The 23,745-nt window shown below is 49.0% G+C and carries 18 protein-coding genes and 1 pseudogene; 9 read left to right on the forward strand and 10 right to left on the reverse strand.

Annotated elements, in window-relative coordinates; translation table 11 throughout:
- From GXO76_03965 to GXO76_03985, 5 genes and pseudogenes are all read left to right on the forward strand, one after another.
- Positions 1–1,197: hypothetical protein (locus GXO76_03965; GenBank protein ID NOY77008.1), on the forward strand; the 1,197-nt coding region annotated here is incomplete at its 5' end.
- Positions 1,161–1,388 (forward strand): annotated as a pseudogene (locus GXO76_03970) (T9SS type A sorting domain-containing protein). The gene GXO76_03965 and the pseudogene GXO76_03970, both read left to right, overlap by 37 nt.
- Positions 1,389–1,564: 176 nt before the next feature.
- Complete coding sequence (locus GXO76_03975) at positions 1,565–2,128, forward strand: isoprenylcysteine carboxylmethyltransferase family protein (GenBank protein ID NOY77009.1); 564 nt, start codon at positions 1,565–1,567, stop codon at positions 2,126–2,128.
- Positions 2,129–2,211: 83 nt separating this feature from the next.
- A complete protein-coding gene (locus tag GXO76_03980; GenBank protein ID NOY77010.1) occupies positions 2,212–2,364 on the forward strand; it encodes a hypothetical protein in 153 nt (50 codons plus the stop codon).
- Between the two features lie 121 nt (positions 2,365–2,485).
- Complete coding sequence (locus GXO76_03985; protein NOY77011.1) at positions 2,486–3,058, forward strand: hypothetical protein; 573 nt, start codon at positions 2,486–2,488, stop codon at positions 3,056–3,058.
- A 140-nt stretch (positions 3,059–3,198) separates the two neighbouring features.
- Here GXO76_03985 and groL read toward each other — a convergent pair whose 3' ends face one another.
- The 10 genes from groL to GXO76_04035 form a co-directional block, all read right to left on the reverse strand.
- Complete coding sequence (gene groL / locus GXO76_03990; GenBank protein ID NOY77012.1) at positions 3,199–4,833, reverse strand: chaperonin GroEL; 1,635 nt, start codon at positions 4,831–4,833, stop codon at positions 3,199–3,201.
- 448 nt (positions 4,834–5,281) lie between these two features.
- Positions 5,282–6,157 (reverse strand): NAD(+)/NADH kinase, encoded by an 876-nt coding sequence (locus GXO76_03995; GenBank protein ID NOY77013.1) that lies wholly within the window; start codon positions 6,155–6,157, stop codon positions 5,282–5,284.
- A gap of 33 nt (positions 6,158–6,190) precedes the next feature.
- Positions 6,191–8,116 (reverse strand): 1-deoxy-D-xylulose-5-phosphate synthase, encoded by a 1,926-nt coding sequence (gene dxs, locus GXO76_04000; GenBank protein ID NOY77014.1) that lies wholly within the window; start codon positions 8,114–8,116, stop codon positions 6,191–6,193.
- A 77-nt stretch (positions 8,117–8,193) separates the two neighbouring features.
- On the reverse strand, positions 8,194–8,412 hold the full coding sequence (xseB, locus tag GXO76_04005) for an exodeoxyribonuclease VII small subunit (protein NOY77015.1): 219 nt from the start codon (positions 8,410–8,412) through the stop codon (positions 8,194–8,196).
- A 61-nt stretch (positions 8,413–8,473) separates the two neighbouring features.
- Complete coding sequence (locus GXO76_04010; protein NOY77016.1) at positions 8,474–9,718, reverse strand: exodeoxyribonuclease VII large subunit; 1,245 nt, start codon at positions 9,716–9,718, stop codon at positions 8,474–8,476.
- Between the two features lie 21 nt (positions 9,719–9,739).
- Positions 9,740–11,890: a response regulator gene (locus GXO76_04015; protein ID NOY77017.1), complete on the reverse strand. Its 2,151-nt coding sequence runs from the start codon at positions 11,888–11,890 to the stop codon at positions 9,740–9,742.
- Positions 11,891–12,340: 450 nt separating this feature from the next.
- Positions 12,341–12,658, reverse strand: a complete 318-nt coding sequence (locus GXO76_04020) for an integration host factor subunit beta (GenBank protein NOY77018.1) — start codon at positions 12,656–12,658, stop codon at positions 12,341–12,343.
- A 32-nt stretch (positions 12,659–12,690) separates the two neighbouring features.
- Complete coding sequence (gene sppA / locus GXO76_04025) at positions 12,691–13,584, reverse strand: signal peptide peptidase SppA (GenBank protein NOY77019.1); 894 nt, start codon at positions 13,582–13,584, stop codon at positions 12,691–12,693.
- 212 nt (positions 13,585–13,796) lie between these two features.
- Complete coding sequence (locus GXO76_04030; GenBank protein ID NOY77020.1) at positions 13,797–14,045, reverse strand: hypothetical protein; 249 nt, start codon at positions 14,043–14,045, stop codon at positions 13,797–13,799.
- Between the two features lie 241 nt (positions 14,046–14,286).
- A complete protein-coding gene (locus GXO76_04035; GenBank protein ID NOY77021.1) occupies positions 14,287–16,716 on the reverse strand; it encodes a hypothetical protein in 2,430 nt (809 codons plus the stop codon).
- Positions 16,717–17,097: 381 nt separating this feature from the next.
- On the opposite strand from GXO76_04035, the gene GXO76_04040 reads away from it, so the two are divergent.
- The 4 genes from GXO76_04040 (at position 17,098) to GXO76_04055 (ending at position 23,613) form a co-directional block, all read left to right on the forward strand.
- Positions 17,098–18,000, forward strand: a complete 903-nt coding sequence (locus GXO76_04040; protein NOY77022.1) for an MBL fold metallo-hydrolase — start codon at positions 17,098–17,100, stop codon at positions 17,998–18,000.
- A gap of 413 nt (positions 18,001–18,413) precedes the next feature.
- Positions 18,414–20,042 carry an ABC transporter substrate-binding protein gene (locus tag GXO76_04045; GenBank protein NOY77023.1) on the forward strand — a complete coding sequence of 543 codons (1,629 nt, stop codon included), beginning with the start codon at positions 18,414–18,416 and terminating at the stop codon, positions 20,040–20,042.
- A 1-nt stretch (position 20,043) separates the two neighbouring features.
- A complete protein-coding gene (locus tag GXO76_04050) occupies positions 20,044–21,906 on the forward strand; it encodes a sensor histidine kinase (protein NOY77024.1) in 1,863 nt (620 codons plus the stop codon).
- A 333-nt stretch (positions 21,907–22,239) separates the two neighbouring features.
- On the forward strand, positions 22,240–23,613 hold the full coding sequence (locus GXO76_04055; protein NOY77025.1) for a sigma-54-dependent Fis family transcriptional regulator: 1,374 nt from the start codon (positions 22,240–22,242) through the stop codon (positions 23,611–23,613).
- Positions 23,614–23,745 lie beyond the last annotated feature (132 nt).

Here is a 23,745-nt window from a genome sequence, read left to right on the forward strand (position 1 = left end):
CCGGCCGCAATGGGGCTTACATCCAACCATCGTGTTACCGGACCAAACGACGATATTTATTTTCCGGACTTTAGCGTCGGCGCCATGATGGATTTTGTCATCGAAACGTCGTCGCTGAATGCTCCCCGCCCGGTCTATTTGATGATGGACAAAGAAACCGATCAGCCGGCGGCCGGCGCAAAGGTGATTGTTTTGAAAGCGGGAAAGCGATTCATTGCACAGGGCAAAACGGTTTTATTTGGGGACGATCGCGGCAAAATTCGCCCGCTCGGCATGCAGGCCGGAGACAAGCTGCGCGCCGGCTGGGGGATGAGCAATCGCCGCTATGCCTTTGCCGAGGTTGAAATGACCCGCTCGATGCTGGCCAAGGCATCTGCCGGACAGGGGGATGCAATTGTCGTCGAGCTCCAACCCGTGCAGGGCAGCTATACCCTGCTGCCGGAAATTTCGTTCAATAGCAGCGGAGGGCTGATGTTCTCAGCCGCGGCCAACAAGGCGTTCAACGGCATCGCCCGCTTGGAGATTTCCGCCGGTACGGGCGATTTGCAGATGGTTGACCTAAACCGGTCCGGCGCGGCCTATGGTGCCGCCCTGCCAAATGGTGACTACCGCAGTGCCACCCTGTTTTTCAGGGCAGCGGACAGCGCGGACAAACCGTTTTTCCTGCCGATGAATGTTACCCTTTTGCCAAACGCCGGCAAAGAGCTGATCGTAGCGCGGGACAACATCCGCCTGCTGCCGGAAGCCGGTGCCACGGCGCAACAGTATGTGGTCTCCACCTCGCCCTTTCCGGTGCCGCAGGACGGTCTGCCGGATTCCCTGCGCCCGGCCAGCGCACTGGTGTCGCTGCATGCCTTCCCGGAAAACGCCAACATGAATGCGCTGCTCAGAATCACCATTGAAGCAGACACCCTGGAAGCCGTGGAAGCGTCCGCAATCGCCATTTACCGCTGGCAGGACGGCTGGCAGCCGGTTAACACGGAGGTGAATTTACCCTACGGCATCGCCAGCACCACTGTAACCGAGCCCGGTTTTTACATGGCCTTCCTCGACCTGACCCGCAGCGTCTCCGGCGTCAGAATCGGCGCCGCCCCTTCGAAAGCACTGCCGCACGGCTTTGCGTTGCAGCAAAATTATCCCAATCCGTTCAATCCGTCTACGCGATCACCTATCAGCTTTCTGCTGTTAGTAATGTAGATCTGACTGTTTACGACCAATTGGGACGCAAGATGGTGACACTGGCCGCAGGCCTTCAACAGTCCGGCGAGTACATTGTGCTCTGGGATGGACGCGACAGCCAGGGCAATCCGGCTGTAAGCGGCGTCTATGTGTATCGTCTTACGGTCGGGCAGTTCACGACGAGCCGGAAAATGATTTTGATACGATAGTACTCCTGAACTGCAGGAAAAGAAAAAATATTGGGGGGTTATGATAACTCTTGCGGGTGATCGACCGATCACCCCGATATCTTATTCCCTGAAGATCACCCGCACGATTATTTTTGTGCATGGCCGACGGGAAATGCAAAGTTAATCAAGCGTGCCTCCAATTTAAGGGTAATCACATGAGCATTAAACTGGTTTTATATTCTTCAATTCTTTTTTTCCTGTCAGAGTTTATTTTGATGATTGTAAAGCATTCAAAAAAGAGGGAGACCAAAATCAGGGGGGATAAAAAATCCCTTATATTATTCTGGATCACGATTCCTGCGTCTTTAACACTGGGGTTTTTTACGGCAAATTACGGAGTATGGCAGCCATTAAACTCTTATGTGGCAATAGCGGGGCTGAGTGTCCTTGCGACAGGATTTCTTATTCGTTGGATTTCAATCATTCAATTAAACAAAGAGTTTACGGTGGATGTGGCCATAACCAAAGATCACCGTTTAATGACCAATGGACTCTACAAAAAAATACGGCATCCCAGCTATTTGGGATTACTGCTCATTTGTTTCGGTCTTTCGGTTGCAATGAACAGTATAATTTCTTTAATTATAATAACGCTTCCGGTTTCCCTTGCGTTAATCTATCGGATCAAAATGGAAGAAAATATCTTAATCAAGGAATTTGGCAAAACTTATCAGGACTATATGAAGGGGACATATAGGCTCATTCCAAAATTATATTAGATAACGGAACAATCACTGCCCTTCCCCGGCCATGGGTGTCAATTTTGGGCCGGCGCGCATGCGTTTCTATTATGAGGAAAAATATGAAAGATAAAGCAGGACAAATCGGAGCCGTTCTGGGAGTGGTTTTTATTATTATGGGTTTTTCCTATTCAAATAGGGGTGTTTGGATGCTTGGATTCATTTTTCTGGCAATCGGCATATATGAGGTGTGGAAAAAAGGTCAATCAAAATAGAATGAGCTTTTTTTGCATCCCCTGTTTTTGAATCAGAAGACATTCAAACTTCCATGGATAATTAACCTGTCACTTTGGACAAACCTATTCATTGAACCGGACAGAAAGGTGGTGAATTCCTATGAAACGTCCCTTTGACTGGATTCCCCACACACGCCGGAAACGGCTGTTCTGGGGTCTTTTACTCCTTACCTTTGCGGCCATTATTGGACTGCAGATTATCGACGGCCATTTAAAAACGGCCGCTGCCCCGTCAGGAATTGTTTCATTCGAGCTTGCAGGCACACAAACACAGGCACAAAATATTCTTGCTTCATGGGGTGAAAAAGGGCGCGTCTACGCCGGATTAAGCCTGGGACTCGATTTCCTTTTTCTGGTGGCCTATTCCCTTTTGATTGCCCTCGGCTGTATTCTGGTTCTTCCGACGCTCCAGGCGAAAAGCAAATTCCTGGGTGGTGTAGGGGTCTTTCTGGCCTGGAGCCAATTTGCCGCGGCTCTACTGGACAGCGTGGAAAATGTTTCGCTTATTCAGGTTCTGGTGGGGTCCCGACTCGACGTCTGGCCGGTATTGGCACAGTGGTGTGCCATACCCAAATTTACAATTGTTGCCGCAGGCATTGTTTACATTTTTCTTGGTGTACTGATTAGTCTTGTTGCCGGAAGAGCTCCCATAGCAAAGGAAGAAGCGAAATAAAAACGCGTTATCGGATTAAAGGATACGCTAAGGAGACTGGTCTGAATCGGGAAAAATCCTATTACCTTCTATTTAATCTCTCCAAATAAAAAAGGCTCCGACAATTCGGAGCCTTTTTTTGTTCAAGGATTGTGAATCTATTAATACATGCCGCCGTAGCCGCCACCCGGAGGCATTGCAGGCATAGAGGCCTTTTCCTCTTCGGGCTTGTCTACAATGGTCGCTTCCGTCATAAGCAGCATGGAGGCCACACTGGCCGCATTTTCAAGAGCGGTACGCGTGACTTTTGTCGGATCAATGACACCGGCCTGCACCAGGTTCTCAAATTTTTCGGTCTCAGCATTGAAACCAAAATCGTCTTTTCCTTCACGGACCTTGAAAACCACCACAGAGCCTTCCCAGCCGGCATTTTCTGCGATCTTGCGAATGGGCTCTTCCATAGCGCGTTTCACAATTTCAATTCCGACCGTTTCATCTTCGGTTTCACCTTTCAGTTTTTCCAGGGCATCGGCTGCACGGAGAAGTGCCACGCCACCACCCGGAATAATGCCTTCTTCAACCGCTGCACGGGTTGCGTGTAAGGCATCTTCTACGCGGGCCTTTTTCTCTTTCATCTCAACCTCGGTGGCCGCACCAATATTCAATACTGCTACACCGCCGGCCAGTTTCGCCAACCGTTCCTGCAGTTTCTCACGATCGTAATCGGAGGTGGTGGTATCAATCTGACGTCGAATCTGGTTGATTCGGGCCTTGATGTCTTCAGATTTTCCGGCACCTTCAACAATGGTCGTATTGTCCTTATCAATTGTGACCCGTTTGGCCCGACCCAGATCGCTGAGCTGAGCATTTTCCAGCTTAAAGCCGGTTTCTTCGGAAATCACCCGGCCGCCGGTGAGAATGGCAATGTCTTCCAGCATGGCTTTTCGACGATCACCAAAACCGGGAGCCTTAACAGCAGCGCCCTTCAATGTGCCGCGCAGTTTGTTAACCACCAGAGTGGCCAGGGCTTCGCCTTCAACATCTTCGGCAATAATCAACAGGGGTTTACCCATTTGAGCCACTTTTTCCAGAATCGGAAGCAGATCCTTCATTGCGCTGATCTTTTTGTCGTAAATCAAAATGAGGGGTTCGTCCAGAACAGCTTCCATTGTATCGGGATTGGTTACAAAATAGGGAGATAAATACCCGCGGTCGAACTGCATTCCTTCGACCACCTCCAGCGTGGTTTCCGTGCCTTTGGCCTCTTCAACGGTAATCACACCATCTTTTCCAACCTTGTCCATGGCCTCGGCGATAAGTTCACCAATGGAATGGTCATTGTTGGCGGAAATGGCTCCCACCTGGGCAATTTCGTTTTTGTCTTTTACTTCGCGGCTCATCTTTTTGATCTCGTCAACAATGATTTTCACGGCCTTGTCAATGCCGCGTTTCAGGTGCATGGGATTTGCACCGGCCGTGACGTTTTTCAAACCTTCATCATAAATCGCACGAGCCAACACTGTCGCCGTCGTCGTTCCGTCACCGGCTACATCACTGGTTTTGGAGGCAACCTCTTTCACCATCTGAGCCCCCATGTTTTCCACGGGATCTTCCAATTCGATTTCCTTGGCAACCGTGACACCGTCTTTCGTGACCGTGGGGGCACCAAATTTCTTGTCAATTAAAACATTACGGCCCTTCGGACCCAACGTAACGACTACGGCATCGGCCAATTGGTCAACTCCGGATTTCAGAGCACTTCTTGACTCCATGTCATAATTAATGATTTTGGGCATGTAATATCCCCTCCTTTCTTTTTTTTGTACGTGTAAGTGTTTTATTGAAAAATCCGATTTTTTATTTACCCCTTCCCCTCATTTTCGAATTCTCTGTTTTGTTAGCACTCTGTTGAGCTGAGTGCTAAACCGAATAAAATATATAATATTTTTTCTTGAATGCAAATAAAAATATTTAATGCAATAATAAATAATTCCAATTATCAGCATAATAAAGGCATATATGGGCCTCATTCAATTATTTTATTCGATTTTTGATGGTATTCTTTAATTTTCGAGACAATGAAAGACATTCCGGCCCTCGGTGCTGGTTTTACTGTCTGCCGGGAAGTGAGTTTGGGTTTTCAAACCATAAGATCTGAAAAAATGGGGGACCGGAGCTATCGGCTGAAGCCGTTGGTGATCATAATCCGCGCGAATCGGAGGTTTGTTTTTTTTCCCGGATTTTTTACGCCTGCGGAAAGTTGTTCTCACCCCAATTTAATTTGGTTCGCAGTACCTGGTAAAAACTCTTCCCGGAGATTTTAAGCAGTTTAACCGGATAGGGTGATTTTCGGACCTCAATGGTGTCTTTTTCCGACACATTTAAGGCATCCTGTCCATCCGCCGTAAAGAGCATTTTACGGCCCTCTGAACGGGCCCGAATTTTAATGGTTCGGTCCGGGTGAATAACCAGAGGACGCTGGGAAAGAGAATGGGAACAGATGGGGGTAACAATAAGGGCTTCCAGATCGGGGGCCAGGAGCGGACCGCCGGCAGACAAATTATAGGCTGTGGAACCTGTCGGACTGGAGATAATAATTCCGTCGGCGTTGTAGGTGTTTAAATAATCATTGTCGATGTAGGTATCAATCAAAATCGTGCGGGACGAACTGAAGCGATCCATTACCACGTCGTTAAAGGCATAAAATCGGCGCTCTCTTTTCCCCTGAAAGACCCGGGCTTCCAGGGCCATTCGGGCTTCCACGGTAAAATCACCGGCCGCAATCCGATCAATCTGGCTGAAAAGCTCTTCAATGGAAACTTCCGCCAAAAACCCAAAGCGCCCCAGATTCACCCCCAAAATGGGCGCCTGGGTGTGACTCACATCGCGGGCGGTGGACAGCATGGTTCCGTCCCCGCCAAAGGCAATAATCACGTCGCAGTGGAAACCAATTTCGGAACGGGGATAATCGGCCACATCGAATGCGTTTACATTCAATTCCCGTCGGATGGTAGAGGTAATCACCGCGGGGATTGCTTTGGTCTTCAATAAGTCCAGAAAGTAAGGAATGGCATCCCGGGCTTTTTGTTTGTTCAGATTTGCAACAATTCCAATGGTCATTTCTTTGCTCGTTTTGTACGGTTTCGCGTGTCGTTACGATGCCTGCGACGTTACCTTTTTTACCACCTTTAACTCCGCCCGGTAGGACTCCAGTGTCTGCCGGATTTGCTCAGCAATACCCTCAGGATTTAACCGGAGTTTCTCGAAAAGAACAGAAACAGCCCCGTGTTCAACGAAGGCATCCGGCAGCCCCAGCCGAAAAACCTGAACATCCTTTCCGGTTCCCGAAAAATATTCCAGTACGCCGGAACCGAATCCGCCCGTAACCACATTGTCTTCAACCGTAAACACGAGTTTGAATTTCCGGGCGATTTCATCCAGTTTTTGGGTATCCAGAGGACGAACAAAGCGCATATTCTCCACGCGGGCAGAAATTCCGTTTTCATCCAGAAGGTGAGCCGCCTTTAAACTGTAATCAACCATTCGACCAACAGCCAGAACAGCGACATCGGAGCCCTTTCTCAGGGTCTCACTTTTGCCAATTTCCAATTCCCGGTATTTTTTCCGTAAGGGGACCCCCAATCCGGCACCTCTGGGGTACCGCAGGGCAACGGGGCCCTTTTCGTACCGAATCGCCGTCCAGAGCATGTCCTGGAGCTCCGCCTCATCTTTGGGTGCCATGATGATAAAATTGGGGATCATCCGCAGGTAGCTTAAATCAAACACCCCATGATGGGTGGGACCATCCTCCCCAACCAATCCGCCCCGGTCCAGGGCAAACACCACCGGCAGATTCTGAAGGGCCACATCGTGAATGATTTCATCAAACGCACGCTGCAAAAAGGTGGAATAAATCGCCACCACCGGTTTTTGGCCTGTAATGGCCAACCCCGCCGCAAAGGTTACGGCGTGTTGTTCGGCAATTCCTACATCGATAAAACGGTCCGGATGAACATCTTTCATAAAGGCCATTCCGGTTCCGTCGGGCATGGCCGCTGTAATTCCGACAATTTTTTCATCCTGATCCGCAATATCCACAAGGGTTTTCCCAAAGACCGTTGTGTAGGAGGGAACCGAACTTTTGGAAAGCGTGAGTCCCGTAAATTTGTCAAAGGCACCCAGCCCATGGAATTTGGGCGCATCATCCTCGGCAGGCTTGTATCCCTTCCCCTTAACGGTAACCACATGCAGTAAAATCGGTCCGTGCAGTTCCTTAACATCCTGCAGCGTCCGAATAAGCTGTGACAAGTTGTGGCCTTCGATGGGACCAAAATAGCGGAATCCGAATTGTTCGAACAGCAATCCCGGAGTAATTGCCGCTTTTATCGCCTTTTCAATCTGTTGGACCGTTTTCCGAATATTGGCCCCGACAGACGCCATTTTCCCCGTCAATTTCCAGACGTCGTTTTTAATTCGATTGTAAAGGGGGTTTGTTTTCATGCTGATCAGATAGCTGGAGATGGCCCCCACATTGGGCGAGATGGACATTTTGTTATCATTCAAAATAATAATAATATCTTTGCCGGAGGCTCCGGCGTTGTTTAATCCCTCAAAAGAAATGCCGCCGGTCAGTGCTCCGTCACCAATGACGGCCACGACCTTAAAATTTTCGCCCTGATAATCGCGGGCGTAAGCCATTCCAAGGGCCGCTGAGATGGACGTACTGGCGTGACCCACGCCGAAGGTGTCGTATTCACTCTCATCCACCTTTGTGAATCCGCTGAGCCCTCCGTACTGGCGAATGGTTGAAAGTTTTTCCTTCCGGCCTGTAATGATTTTGTGGATGTATGCCTGATGTCCCACATCCCAAACAATTTTGTCCTTTGGCGTGTTTAACACATAATGAAGCGCCAGGGTCAGCTCCACCACACCAAGGCTTGGCGCCAGATGGCCTCCGGTTTTACTGATCACGTTTACAAGATAGTCCCGCAGCTCCTCAGCCAATTGCGACAGCTGGGGAAGGGTTAATTGCTTGATATCCTCAGGGTAGTTTACACGATCCAACACTTTTTCAGACATACGACCCTCTTTTAGTGATTTTAATCGTTTACTCGGCACCGGCTTATCCATTTGGCACGCCAAATGGATGCCGTGTTTTATGGCATGAGTTCCAGTTGAAACCCACCGTCTTCTTTTTTGGCCAATTTCATCAACTTTTTTTCGGCCTGGTTCAGGCGCTCGGAACAAAACCGGGCCAGTTCCATGCCTTCTTCGAACATCTTAATGGAGTCCTCCAAGGACACATCGCCATTCTCAAGAGTGGATACAATTTCTTCCAGCCGCTTAAGGGCTTTTTCAAAACTCTGTTTCACCATAAACTGTTTTTTACTCCTTTTCTTTACAGGTCCCCGGCACGTTAACCAGGCCGGGGAATTTTTAGTCCAGGCCTTCAGGCATGACCTTCTTCACAACGCTGTCGGCCTTGCCCCGGTAAAATTGAAGATGCAGTCGGTCTTCCTCCTTTAAAAAAGCGGCATCCCGGACAATTTCTCCCGTTTCCTCGCGATAACAAATACTGTACCCCCGCTTCAGAATGGATTTCGGGTTCAGAGAAACCAACTGCTTTTGCAAGGAGGTTACCTGCCCCCGGCGCATTTCAAGTCGGTGAAGATAATTCGTTTCCAGGGTTTTGCTGAGCTCATCCACTCGCTGAAAATACTGTTTGATCACATCGGACGGACGCCGCAGGGCGTAACTGTTCGCCAGATAAGTGACCTTCTCTTTGTGCGTATTGATGTGCGTGTGAACGTGGCGAAACATTTTTTGGGCCAGGTGCCGGATGGTTTGCAGCAATTCCTCCCGGTTTCGGACTGCCAGCTCTGCAGCGGCCGAAGGCGTGGGGGCCCGCAGATCGGCAACAAAATCGGAAATCCCAAAATCAATCTCGTGACCCACGGCCGAAATGACCGGAATTTTCGAGCGGAAAATGGCCCGGGCCACAATTTCCTCGTTGAACGGCCACAGGTCTTCGAGGGAACCACCTCCCCTGCCAACAATCAACACGTCCACATCTCCATAGTCATTAAATTCATCAATTGCGCGCGCAATTTCCGCGGCGGCCTCTTCCCCCTGTACCCGCACCGGATTGAGAATCAGCTGAACGGAGGGGAACCGCCTGCGAATGACACTGACCAGATCCCGAATGGCCGCTCCGGTGGGCGAGGTTACGATTCCAATGCGTTCGGGGTACAGCGGGATTCTCTTTTTGTGGGCGTCGTCAAAAAGTCCCTCTTTTTTGAGCTTTTGTTTGAGTTGTTCAAACGCCATCTGGAGTTCGCCAATCCCCGCCGGCTGCATTTGCAGCACCTCAAACTGATAGCTCCCCCGTTTCTCATAAACCGTAACATTCCCCCGGGCCTGAACCTTCATGCCGTCCTGCGGCGTAAAATACAGGCCATTGTTCCGCCCCCGCCACATCACGCAGGGAATCTGGCTGTTTTCATCCTTCAGCACAAAATACATGTGGCCGGAGGAATGCCGCTTGAAATTGGAGATCTCCCCTTCCAGCCAGATGGTCGGAAGGGTATTTTCCAGGAGATGTTTGATTTTCCGTGTAATCTCGGAAATCGAGTAAATTTTCTTCCCCGGAGCGGGCTCCGGTTCCAATAGAAATTCGACCATAATGTTTGACTGTTTAATGCGTTAGCGAATGCTTGTCAAGGCTGTTTTTTTGATCGTCAGGGGCAAGTGGATTCGAAAGAGTGTTCCCTTTCCCACCTCGCTTTGTACCTCAATTTTGCCGTCGTGTTCCTGAATGATCTTTTGCGTAACTGCCATTCCCAAACCGGTCCCCCCCTGCCGGTTCGTATAAAAGGGATTGAACATATTTTCCAGGACCTCTTCAGGCATTCCAATTCCCGTGTCCCGTATTTCGATGATGGCCGATTCGTCATCAACGGAGGTTGAAATCGCCATCTTTCCCCCTTCAGGCATGGAATAAATGCAATTGGTAAAAATATTGTTAAATACCTGCCGCATCTGGTCTTCATCCACATAAACATCCGGCAAATCGGGGGAATAATTCCGTTCCACCACAATGTTGTGATCCTTCAGCAAGGGATCGTGCAGTTGAATGACATCGTCGAGTAACTGGTGCAGGTTGTGCAATTTCCGAAAAGGTTTGGAAACTTTTGTAAAATTCAGAACATTTGCCAGGATTTTTTCAAGACGATTGACTTCATTATAAATAATTTCCGCTCCCTGCTTAACCGTCTTGGGATCATCCGGATGTTCAATAATCCGACGCGCAAAACCACCAATGGCTGTCAGCGGATTTCGAATTTCGTGAGCCACATGAGCGGCCATCTTTCCAATCACGGCCAATTTTTCCGAACGTAACAGTTTATCCTGAGCTTCCTGCAACTGTTTAAAGGCTTCATTTAACTGGGCGACTTTGTTTTCCAGGGCCTTGTATGCTTCTGCATTTTCAATGGCCAATGCCGCCTGATTCGCAAACAGCGTGAGCAGCTCCACCCGATCCTCTTCAATAGGGAATTCACTGTATTTGTTATCGGCTACAATGACCCCGATGGCTCGTCCCTTTGCAATGAGCGGAACCGCAACAAAGGATTCAATCTGAAAGGTCTGTTTGAATTCTTCCGGGACAAAGGGATTATCCCAGGTGCGATCCACCTTAAAGGCCCGTTTCTCCCGAATGGCTTTGACCAAAATATTGTTCTCATCTGAAAGGGGTATTTGCACCTTTTGTACCAATCGTCCAAACGGAGATTCCTCCTGAGGGATACTGGTTCCGTACTTTTCTAAAAAGGCTTCCAGGTTGGCGTGATCTTTTGACAACTCATTCCACACATCCCGGGCTTCTTCCGCATTCATCGGACCCACACCCACTTTGCCTTCCAGCACATTTTTTTCATGATCGATGAGAAAAATCATGGCCCGGCTAAACCCAAGAGCACAGCCCGCCGTAATGCTGGTCAGAATCAGGTGCATCAACTCCCGTAAATCCAGTGTTCGCTGAAGCGCCTGCCCCACCTGCCGAAGAATCGTCAGCTCGTAGGTTTGCTTTTCCAGCTGGGTGACGTCTTCCCAGATCGACAGAAGTCCGCTGATTTCATTATTATCGTCGCGAAGAGCCACACAATTTACATTAACCCGAATGCCCCAGCCCTGCGCATTCTGCAGGTTAACCGTAGGAATTTCAACCGACTCTCCGGTCTCAAGAACCTGTTTGAACTTGGTGCAGATTTCCTTCTGACTGAGAAGATCGCAGTCCAGGATATTTTTGCCGATAAACAGAGACGCATCGGGGGCCGCCATCATCTGAACAAAAAAGGAATTAACCCGGACAATAACGCCGTCCTTATCTGTCGAGAGAATTCCCACCGGCGCATAGTCGATCAGGCGCTCCAGATAACTGTTGGTATTGGTAATTTCTTCCTGGAGTTTAATATTCCGTATCTTGATTTCATGGGTTACAAACACGTTCTGAATGACATTTACCAGCTCATTCAACCCAAACGGTTTGTTCAGATAGGCGCTGATTCCCATTTCCAGAAGCCGGCTTTTCCGCTCGTCATCATGCGTGAGGGCGGTTAACATGATCACCGGGATATTTCGGAATTCCTGATACTCCGGATTGGTGATGAGCTCTTTGTAGAGCATTTCCCCGTCGATATCGGGCATCATCAAATCCAGCAAAATCATGTGGGGATGATGTTCCTTAATGCGCCGGAGCCCCTCCCGACCGCTAAAGGCAGCGACGTATCGTAAGCCGATACGCGTCAACACCACGCGGCTGAGATCATGCAGACTGGCATCGTCGTCAATGACCAAAATTGTTTTTTGTGGGAATGTTTTTGGTTGCGCAAACACCATCTTTTCGGCTCCCGGAAGGAGTTCTCACTCCTTTAATTCCAAAACGTCTCTCTTTGTTTCCAAACAAGAGCCAATTTTTGCGTTTGGAGAGGCCAAGAATAAAAAACACAAAAATCCGACATTTTTAAAAAATTTAGGATATTTGTGTTTTGATCATCGTAGCGCTGAAAGCATGCGAAGCTTCGCCGCGTATTCGGTGGCGAAGCCTCAAAAAAATAGTTCCTCAAAAACGCAAAAATCAACGGATTTTTTTCTTATGCCGATTCTTTCTCAGACGTTTTTTTCGCTTATGAGTAGCAATCTTATGACGTTTTCTTTTCCGACCGCAGGGCAATGCCATTCCTCCTTTCTAATTTTTTTTCGAAATCATCCTTGTTTTTAGCTTGCCAGAGGACCAAAACAGAGAGCTCATTCCGGCCTCCGATCCGACTGTACGTCTTTCAATCTGAGCTGTTCTTCCACATATTTTTGAAAATCGGGTGACGGCTTGAAATGAGGCACTTTCCGGGGCGGAATCAAAACTTCCTCCCCCGTTCTCGGATTTCTGGCCTTCTTGGCCTTTCGATCCTTCACCTGAAACGTTCCAAATCGCCGCAGTTCCACCCGATTGCCTTTTCCCAAAGCATAAGTAACCGTTGCCAGAAAGGCATCCACAACAGCCGCTGTTTCCAGCTTTGTTAAACCGGTGCCTTCTGCAATAATATCGACGATATCCTGCTTGTTCACAGAGGTGTCCTCCGCCTTTCTTTAGAAGCCGGCTACAAATTTAATTCCAATTGGTAACGAAGCATAGGTGCCGATTGAATCTTCCCCAATATCCCCTGAACATCCGAAAACAGAAGATCAAATACGGTCCGCTTTCGCTTTTGCATCTTTACCAAACTCGGTTTACCCCGGATGCCGGCCATTTTGGCCGCCAGTTGAATGGCATCTTCATAGGTCCCAAGTTTGTCCACAAGACCCAATTTCAGGGCCTGTTCACCGGTAAAAATCCGGCCATCGGCAATCTTCAGGACCTTGTCTTCAGGAATATGGCGTTCTTTGGAAACGACGTTTACAAATTGATGGTACGCATTGTCGATGTATTTCTGCAAATAGGCCTTTTCTTCCTTCGTCATTTTTCGAAAAGGGGAACCGGTGTCTTTAAATTTCCCGCTTTTGACGACATTTACCTCGACCCCTAATTTTTTCAACAATCCGGCCACATCGGTAGTTTCCAAAATGACGCCGATACTCCCGGTTGTGGTGCCGGGATTGGCCACAATCGAATCGGCTCCACAGGAGACGTAATACCCTCCCGAAGCAGCAACACTTCCCATGGACACAACAACGGGCTTTCCGGATTCCCGCACCTTTCGAATCTGTTCGTAAATTTCCTGAGATGCCGCCACACCGCCCCCGGGGCTATCCACCCGAAAAACAATTGCTTTAATGGAGCGATCCTCACCGTAGCGCTTGAATTGCCGCACCAGGTCGCGGGAATCGTAAATAACGCCCCTTAACTCCACCAGAGCAATCTTGTCGCCTCCGCTGGAAATGGTGGTAATATTGCTTCCGGGAACATTTCCAAACGAAAACAAGAAAACCATCAAAATGATAATAAAGGCTGCCAGGAAAATTCCACCCAGCACCCAGTCCTGTTTTCTGGCCATGGGTCTTTTCTAAGTTTAGTAACTCAATTATTTTTATTGCCCTAAAGTATAATAAAAAAATACCCAAAAGTCAATAAAAAAACAAACGGAACGTGTTTACCATTTCCCGTAAACCGCCTGTCCGCTGAAAGACCGATTTAAGGGTGGCTGATTTTTTTGTACTCCTCACCTCGGCGTTTTTTCGCAACTGGTGAGATGGGCGTATTTAATTTTCACTTCTTGCCGCGCTGCTTTTCGGGACTGGATTTTTGCAAGGAATCCTTTTCATGCTGCTCCAATTCCAATTGGTGAATACTCTTGAAATTTCGGGGTTCTTTGGCTAAAGAATCCGCCCGGGGTGAACAGGTTGTGGTCGTATCTGCCGTTTCGGCCGCCTTTTGCTTCGCATGATCCTTCGAGCACCCGCTGAATAAAATCATCACAAAAAGCAGCCCAACTGCCATTTTTTCAAGACGTTTCATCAAAAGTCCTTTCTCCTTCATTTCACACGATTTGGTTCGACGTTTCTGCTGGTTTTCCAGTCGCTAAAATTTGGAATGATATTGCCATTAAGGCGTCATTTCAAAGGGCGCAGGCCTAAAGCCAGCGGTTACACTGTGATTTGCAGCCCTGCTTCCTCCCTGTAAAAAGCACGTCCAACGGCTACAGTCGGATTCTAATGAACCAGAATCAACCGGCCTCGTGCTGTTTTGTGAGACATTTTTACCTGATAAAAATAAATACCGGCATACCGGCGGGCAAACCCCGTAAGTTTGCCTGAACTCTGTTTTCCCCGGCTGTGGCCTTCCCCTGGAAAAGGGTTCGCACGCGCCGCCCCAGAACATCGTACAGATAAATATTTACCTGTGCAGGTCTTGACACCGTAAACTGAAGGGTGGTTGAGAAACCGTTTTTTGCCGAAACCGGGTTAGGGTAATTCTGTTCGAGCGTAAAATTTTCCGGAAGAACGGAGGGACTTTCAGCGCTGGTGTCCACATCAAAAAAATCGAGAATACGCTGCATCACCTGATTTCGTTGATCCGCCTGGTAAATCATTTCGAAAGGAAAGGCCATGTACACAAGCCGACCCGTTTGGGCGCTGTTCCCAAATTTGCCTTCGTACTGAATGGCCGCCCCTCCCTGGCTGTCTTCGTTTACTCCATCGTAAATCATGGCCAGTACACTCCCCCCGGCAGGCTTAATGCCGTCCGGGTAGTCCACATTGTAACCGCCGTGGCTGCCGTCGTCAAATTGGATGTGCGTGAGACCGTGGAAAATGCTTCCCGTTGTGCCGGAAGCCGAATGCACCTTCCCGGCCCGATCGGTTACGTATGCCGCTTTCAGGTAATCGCGGTAAAACGCCTGATCGGCAGAAGACCCCTTTTCCACCAGATCGTAACCAATCTCCGAACCGGAGACGAATAAATCCCCGCCTTTTTCCAAAAATGACTTCACCTTTTCTTGTTCGGTCGCACTGAAACTTTCCGTGTCTGTTCCTTCTTCTCCCAAAATCCAATCCACGGCCGCAAAGTCCGCCAGATTAATCTTTCCTGTTTCAATGGCCTCGTTGGAGGCAGCGCTAAAGGCAATGTGCCGCGCCCAGAGGGCCTGGGCATGCTGGCGAATAAAATCACGGGTGTTTTTTGTGCCGGCAACCCGATCGAAACCATTTACCACCAACAGGCGAGGCGCAGCTTTCAACGTGGTCGCAGCCAGCATTTCCGTGGCACTGCTCAGGCCCGCGGCATTAACGGCCTGCACGCGGAAATAGTACACCGTATCCGGGAGCAAATCCGAAAAAACTGCCAGCGAATCCGAAAACAGGGTTCCCTGATCAAAATCTGTACCATCCAAACTCTTGGAGATCAGATACCCGGTCGCTCCGGAAACGGGCCGGAAGCCCACGGCAATTTTTCCATCACCCAGGGACTGGGCAAAAAAATGGGTGGGTTCAAAGGGAGGAATGGAATCCAGCGAGGATACGAAGTGATCCCGAAGCGCCCCCCACAATTCCTTTCGGGGGCCGTCGTAACCCAGGGCCCAGATGCCAATTCCGGCCAGGTCCTTTTTCAGGACCAGATTGTACTTCAAACTCAGGCTCAGGCTGTCATCGTACCAGCACTGGTGCCAGTTCGTCCCGTCATTAAAGGTGTACCACGGTGTTTGAGAATAGGAATCCCAGCGTTTTCCGTAACGTTGAGCCGCGGGTTCAGCCTGCTGGTAGGTTCGTGACCCCACAGAACTGATAATGCCCGATCCGGGTTTGTTCGAGTTGGTCTTCCATTCGTATCCGTAATAGGGCACACCCAGAATTAATTTTTCACGATGGTAGTCAGAGGCAATCAGATAGTCAAGCACCGTATTCGTCACATTGTAGGTTCCTCCCGTCAGCGGGGCCACCGCACCCGAATTGGACGACCCCGACCAGTGGTAGTCGTAACCCATAATCATCATGCCGTCCGTTCCGGAGGCCAGTGCCCGGCGGTCGAACCGTCCGCCCCAGTTCACAGCTGTTGTGGCAATGGTCACGCGTGATCCGGGGATGGCGGCGTGAAAAGAATCCGTGAGGGCGGCCATGAAAGATGAAAGCGCCCGGCTGTCGCTGCTGTACGGAAGTTCAAAATCCACGTTCAGTCCGTCCGCATGTCCCTTTTTAACCTCGGCAACAGCCGTTTGAATAAAACGGCTTCGGGCAGCCGCATTCGTAAGAATGGAGTGGATTTTATCCTTATTAAAACAGATCGCCACCAGGTCTACCCGGACTCCATGGCTGTGAGCCTTGTTAATCAGGGACCACACCGGCCAGCCGTGGTGGTTGGTGATTCGTCCGGATCCGTCGAATTCGGCCCCAAAATAGGCAATGGTCGTCAAAAGAGAATAATTTAAATACGCCGCACTGGACCAATACGGCAGGTAACCGTAGATCACTTTTTCCGGGGCCGTGGCGCGGTGCAACAAAGGCAGCACAACCGCAGGCTTTTGGAGACTCCGATAAACGGGCGGCTCTCCTTCGTGGCGGGCCAATTCCAATTGGTGAATGAGGGGGTGCCGTTCCTGCGCGTGCGCGAAATCATTAATCTGCAGAAACATAAAAATGGAACCGGCAATAACGAGAAACCAGATCAACCAACGAACAATTTTTGAAAGAGTCATTTTTCTTCACTTTTTTTGGGTTGAACATTCTACAAGCTTAAATCAAAACCTATTAAAATTTACGTAAAATTGCAATAAATTCTCTTGCTTTTTCCATGAATTGGCTGTAAAATTAATGTGACCAGGATTCTGAAATGGTGAGTCTGCTTTAAAAAACTTTTGGCCACCAATTTCACGAATTTACACGAATTGTTTTTTTTGAAATTAAATTTGTGCAATGTGTGTAATTCGTGGTTTTTAGAGTGACTACCTTCATCGAAACGGAAAAATATGCAAAACGAACTGAGTTTCAAATCGTCAATTATTTTAATTGGTATAACCTTCGTAACTTAGCGTCTTCGTGGCAAGAACTTATAAATAATGCAGGTTAGGAGCCAACGTATGTTTATTCAGACCCCTCAAAAACTCAGCGAACATGTACACTTTATCGGCAGTCCCATGGTGTGTAACTTCGTGATCGATGCACCGGAAGCCTCCCTCATCGATGCCGGATACACCGCTTCGGCGCCGGAACTGGAAGCAGAGCTCACGCGCATTCTGGGTGCGGTCGACCGGCTTCGGTTTCTCTTTCTTACACATTCTCATTACGATCACGTCGGAAGCGTGGCGTTTCTCAAGCGAATCAACCCACAGCTTACGGTTGTCGGGCACCCCCGCCTGCAAAAAATTTTTTCCAATCCCGGTGCACTTTCGCTCATTCGGGAACTCAATGCTCAGGCAGAACGCTTTTCTCCTCTTTCGGAAGCGTACCGTGAAAAAACACGCATCGATCATCTTACACTGGACCGGCCGGTTGAAGACGGCGAGACTTTCCAATTGGGCAGCGGAATAACCCTCCAGGCGATGTACTCTCCGGGGCACACCCGCGACTGCACCTGGTACTATCTGCTCCCCGACCGGGTTCTCTTCGGGGGAGACGGCCTGGGCGTGTACACCGGCGACGGCAGCGTGATGGCCGAATTTACATCCAGCTTTGAGAGTTTAATGGCCTCCCTCCGGCGGCTGCAAACCCTGGATATTGAGATTCTGGCCCTGCCTCACAGCGGTGTGGTCGTGGGGAACCAGGCCGTCAAAGAGCATATTCAAAAAACCCTGGATGAAAACCAGCGTTACCACGACCGTATTCTACGAGGCCTGCAAGAACACCACGGAAATCATCAAAAAGTGGTCACCGACATGATCCGGGAGGAATACGCAACCCGCGGCATTTATCAACCGGAAGAAGCCTTTCGGCTTAATCTGGAGGCCATGGTCCGGGTGGTGGCCCGGGAACTGAACCGTTGAAAAGATATTCTGACGCACTGAAAGAAAAGGACGTTTTGAAAACAAATCAGGCGTAAAATGCTGCATCTCCGTAACGGCCATCCCCACCTACCGGAATGATCCTGTTCCATTTAATTCTTACTGCGCGGCGATCTCAGCATTCAATTAAACCAAAAACAGACACATTCCCTGCTATTTTTCCGATTTTTTCAAAGAATTTTCTTGCGAATTTATTTGATTTTAAATATATTAAGACAGGTTGGGACATTCAGGTCATTCCGCAAAAATTAACACCCAAAAGCACGTATAAAATCGAAAAACAGTATAATCGTCTTTTTTGAAAAACAGCATTGATTCAGGAGCAATTCAAGCAGAAAACGCCTGTCTGCAAAAGCCAGATACCGTTTTCCCAAACCATCGAATAATTTGCCGTGATGAATTTTCCTCAACGATTTTTTTACCTGTCCGTTTTGGTTGTGCTTTTCTTAGGCTGCTCAAAAGAAAGAGCACGCCGTCCTGCAAACGCCGCCTCCCCCGGTGGAACCGTAAAGATTTCCACATCCGTAGAAACAGAAACGCTCGATCCCCAGAAAATTCTTTTCCTGAGCGATTTGCAAATCGCCTCCCACATTTACGAAGGGTTGGTTGGAATTGATGACAATCAAAACCCCTTTCCGCTTATTGCAAAAAACTGGGAAAAATTGGACAACGGCCGCCGCATTCGGTTTCGCCTGCGGAAGAATGTGCGTTTTCAGGACGATCCCTGTTTCCCCGGCGGTGTCGGGCGCCCTCTAACGGCCAGTGATGTGCTCTTTACTTTTGAAAGGCTGGCTGATCCGGCCGTTAAATGTCCCAGTTGGTATCTTTTTGCCGGGAAAATTATCGGCATGGACGCCTTCCACGCGGGAAAGTCCTCGTCTATCTCCGGCATTCGCGTACTGGCTCCCGACGAAGTCGAATTTCATCTGACAAAGGCCTATTTTTCTTTCCTGAAACTTTTGGCCACACTTCCGGCTCAAATTGTCCCCAGAGAGGCTGTGGCTGCTTACGGTGCGACCTTCGGGCGCCATCCTGTAGGCACAGGCCCCTTTCGCCTGGTTAGCTGGAAACCCCTCCGCGAGGTTCTGCTGGTACGGAACGACCACTACTGGCAAACCGACTCAAAAGGAAACCGCTTACCCTGCATTGAAGCCTTGCAAATTAAGCTGATTTCCAATCCGGTCCTGCGGAAGTCTGAATTTCTAAAGGGAAATCTGGATTTACTCACTGTGCGGGAAAAGGATTTTGTAGAGCTTCGAAATCAACCCGACTTTGGCTCGAAATTTCGAGTGGCTCGAAAAATCGCCAATTTGGGAGTCCGGTTTTTTGGATTTTCAATGGATAAAAAAACGCCCCTCAGCCGGAACCCCCGGCTGCGACAGGCGGTTGTTCGCGCCTTTCAACGCGAAAAGATTAACGAAAGCAACCCTCTGCCTCTCACACCTGCCAGAAGTTTTGTCCCCCCGCTTTTATTAAACGGCCACACGTTTTCCTGGTACCCCTACACACCGAAAGCCGCTCGAAAAATAGTTCGGGAGATGGGACCGGCTATTCAAAACTACACGCTGAAAATCAGTTCGAACATTAACACGCCTGAGGTAGATGTGCTTTGCCAGGCGATTCAGGATTTAGGGCTGCACTGCAAGGTGAAGATTCAACCCGTAAAATACTACGCCCATATTTTAAATGATCGCCCGGATATTTTTCGCGTGAGTTTTGTGCCCAGTTATTCGGACCCTGAGGATTACTACGCCCTTTTTTATTCCCAAAACACCGGCAGTACCAATTTAACCGGCTTCAAAAACCCTCAATTCGATGCCTTTCTGGAACAGGTTTTCTTCGAGCAAAATTCGGATAAACGTCAGGAGTTGTTTTTTCAAATGGAAAAAATCCTGGCACAAGAGGTTCCGGCCATTTATTTACTTCAAACGCCCCCAAATTATGTGCTGATTTCTCGAAAACTACGTGGTGTCACCATGCAAATGACGGGCACAGATTTTCGCCGTGTCTGGATTGAGAGGTAACGTGTCCCATTTTGTAAGCCTGAAAACGCGGGCAGGTCTGTTTTTAATTGCCTCAACCATCCTCTTAATGACAAGTCTTCTGACTTTCCTGTATATTTCAGGACGAAAAAACGTTGTGATTTCGGCTCGCCGGGATGTTCTCCATTACACACAGCTTTTTACCGAAAATGCCAAATCAGAAATCGCAAACCGGTTTCTTGAGTTGAGCAATCTGCAGTATCAGATCGAGAAGGTACCCCTCAAATCGGGCGTGACCATTGGCCAGAAAAACCCCTGGCGGCTATCCGTGGAGCAATTTCTGGCGGGATATGCCCGGAAATACCGGTTTTTGCTCTTTAAGAAAGGAGACTGGGATCAGTACTTACTGGCCAAACCGGTTAAGATTTTCGGCGGAGAAATTCGGATTCGGTTTGACTGGATCCAAACGGCTCCGGTACCCTCAAAATTGCTGAGACGATCTGAGGACGATTCCGCCTTCTGGAAAGTATCGCCGAAAAATATAATCAGTCAGAACCGCCTGCTTTACTTGCGGTCATTTTCATCCGGTAAGAATAATGGGATGGTGATCGCCGCCGTTTCGTCCGATGTGTTTCCCGAGCAAATTATACAGAACCTTAAGCTCCCCAATCAGGTGTCGGCACTGGTGACGGAATCCAACGGGCTGGTTCTGTTTTCCCCCCGAAAATCGGACATAAACCGATTTCTCTCTCGGGTTCGGCCTGAGATTCAGCGGTTTCTTGGAAATTCGTCTGCAACAGAACCGGGAGTTTTCTTTCGAAAAGGCTCCCGCATTTTTCGTGCGGAAATGTTAAGCGTTCCCCCCTTCCGCATCATCTTTGAAAAGAACATATCCCCGGATTTTGAAGCCCTGAATGCCACGCTCCTGCGAATGATTCTCTTTGCCGTCGGAATTCTGCTTCTTGTTCTGGCCGTGGTGTGGTTTATGGCCAAGCGCATGACCGATACATTGGAAAACGTTTCGGCCGTGGCCACACGGGTGGCGGAAGGCGACTTTTCCCAAAAAATCGCCATTCGTCGTCAGGACGAACTGGGAACCCTGATTGACACATTCAACGACATGATCGACCGGACACGAGCCAGCTACCAATCCCTTCAGGAAGTAAACCGAAAATTGTCCGAGAAGGTAGATGAGCTGACACGCACCCGGGCCGAGCTTTCGCAAAAGCAGCGGTTGGCCATTATCGGCGAAACGGTCTCAAAAATCTCGCATGAAATTCAGAATAAAATCGGCGGCGTTAGCATCTGGCTGCAAAATCTTGAAATGGAGCTCAAGGAAAATCCTGCTGCCCGCGCCTACATTGAGGAAATGAAATCGGCGCTGCGTTCTTTTCTGGAAATGCTCACACACTTCAAGCGCTTCTACCGGGAACCGCAACTGGAAAAAAAACCGGTTCTTATTTCCTCGGTTCTGGAATCTGTCCTGAAACAATTTTCAGATGAAATTCGGGGAAAGGGATTAAAAATAGAACGCAAGGAGAGCAAAGGACTTCAACCGATCTGGGCCGACCCGCAGCAGTTGGAGGAGGCCTTTCTGAACATTTTGATCAATGCCATTTACTATTCCCCTCCGGGGGGAAGGGTGACGATTGACGTCCGGACCAATTCGGACTGGGTGTTCGTGTCCTTTTCCGACGAAGGACCGGGCATTCCGAAGGAGCACGCACACAGCCTTTTCCAGCCGTTTTTTACCACAAAATCCAGCGGCAGCGGCCTGGGGCTGGCTATTGCAGATTCGATTGTGCGGGCGCATGGCGGAAAGATTTCCTTCCGAAATGTACCGGAGGGGGGCGCGGAATTTAAAATTCAGTTGCCCATTGAAAATAAAACCGCCGCGAATGCCTGAACTAAAAATTTTTGGTAACCATAAGCTTTGAAAAAATTGGATTTTATTAGTTGTTTTTTTCAACCCACCCCCTCGCTCCCCCTCCCTTATTTAAGGGAGGGGGATGGGGGGAGGGTCAATAACAGAAAAATGTTCCGTGATAACCTATTTTTCAATTACTTGTAAAGCGATCCCATATTAATGGCATATCAATTTTTGTCAAAAACTATAATCCTATTTTGTTACGAGCCATTACCTATGTCAGAAATCTTGATTTTTTAAAACTTTCTAACCATTTTTCGTGAAAATTCGTGCCCATTCGTGGGAAGTTCCTGTCTTATTTTAGAGGATTCGATGAAAATTCTAATTGCAGAAGACGATCCGGCCACTCGGCGGGGTATTGAAATTTTTCTCCAAAATCAGGGATTTGATGTGGTTTCGACCGAAAACGGAGCGGCCGCCTTGCGTGAGCTTGAAAATCAGCTTCCGGATGTGGTGCTTTCGGATGTCAAAATGCCGCGCATGGGCGGATTGGACTTTCTTCGCGAAATCCGTTTGCGTGAGCCAAATCTTCCGGTTCTCATGATGACCGCCTTTGCCAGTGTGGAGGACGCCGTCCAGGCTATGAAGCAGGGAGCGGATGACTATTTAACCAAACCTCTCAATTTGGAAGAACTGCGGCTGAAACTCAATCGGATTCAGGAAAAGGCTGTCCTTCTGGAAGAAAACCGCGCCCTGCGCGCCCAACTGAAACGGCTGGAATTTCCGGAAATCGTGGGAACCAGTAAACCTATTCGGGAGGTTTTTCAGCTGATTGCCAAGGCCGCCGCTGACCCGGATATCCCGGTGATGATTTACGGCGAGAGTGGCACGGGAAAAGAGCTGGTAGCACGGGCCATTCACACGCGGAGCCGTCGTGCACAGGCCCCTTTTGTGGCTGTCAATTGCGGCGCCATTCCTGAAAATTTGATCGAAAGCGAGTTGTTTGGCCACAAACGCGGGGCGTTCACCGGTGCGGTTCGGGATAAAGAGGGGCTTTTTCAGGCAGCGCAAAACGGCACCCTTTTTTTGGACGAGGTCAGCGAAATGAGTCCTCAACTGCAGGTAAAATTGCTGCGGGTTTTACAGGAAAGCCGGGTGAAGCCGGTAGGAGGAACGGTCGAAATCCCCGTAAACGTGCGGATTCTGGGCGCATCCAACAAGGACCTCCGCAAGGAAATGGCCGACGGACGTTTCAGGGAGGATCTGTTTTACCGGTTGAATGTGCTGGAAGTAACCCTGCCCCCCTTGCGCGAGAGACGGGACGACATTCCCCTTCTGGTACACCACTTTGCCGAAAAATATCGAAAAGACGGGGGAGAACCAAAACATTTCTCACGAAAAGCATTGGAGCGTCTTTCATTCTACGATTGGCCGGGCAACGTGCGGGAATTGGAAAATACCGTTCGGGTAACGCTGGTTTCCGCTCCGGGGAAACTGGTGAATTCGGCAGATTTACCCCCCAAAATCACCCGTCTAAAACCCGTCAGCGATTCAGGAACCGGGCTTTGGAAATGGGACGGATCGGACTACAAGTACAATCTTCAAAAGGTTGTGGAAGCCTTTGAACGGGAATTTCTCACCTTCCATCTGCACGAAACGGGAGGCAACGTGTCTCAAACAGCAGAAAAAATCGGTCTGTCACGGGTGGCGTTGCACAAAAAAATCAAACTGTACGGGATTAAATAAACCCGGAAGTCCCCGACCGGAGGTCCCCGGCACGTCAAACGTGCCGGGGACTTCTAAATGCAGACCGGGTTGCCAATAAAATACCTGTTAATTTACTTTTGCAGTGAAAACGTAACGTTACACTTTTTTACA

This window comes from Calditrichota bacterium, from assembly GCA_013151735.1.
Taxonomy (GTDB): Bacteria; Zhuqueibacterota; JdFR-76; order JdFR-76; family BMS3Abin05; genus BMS3Abin05.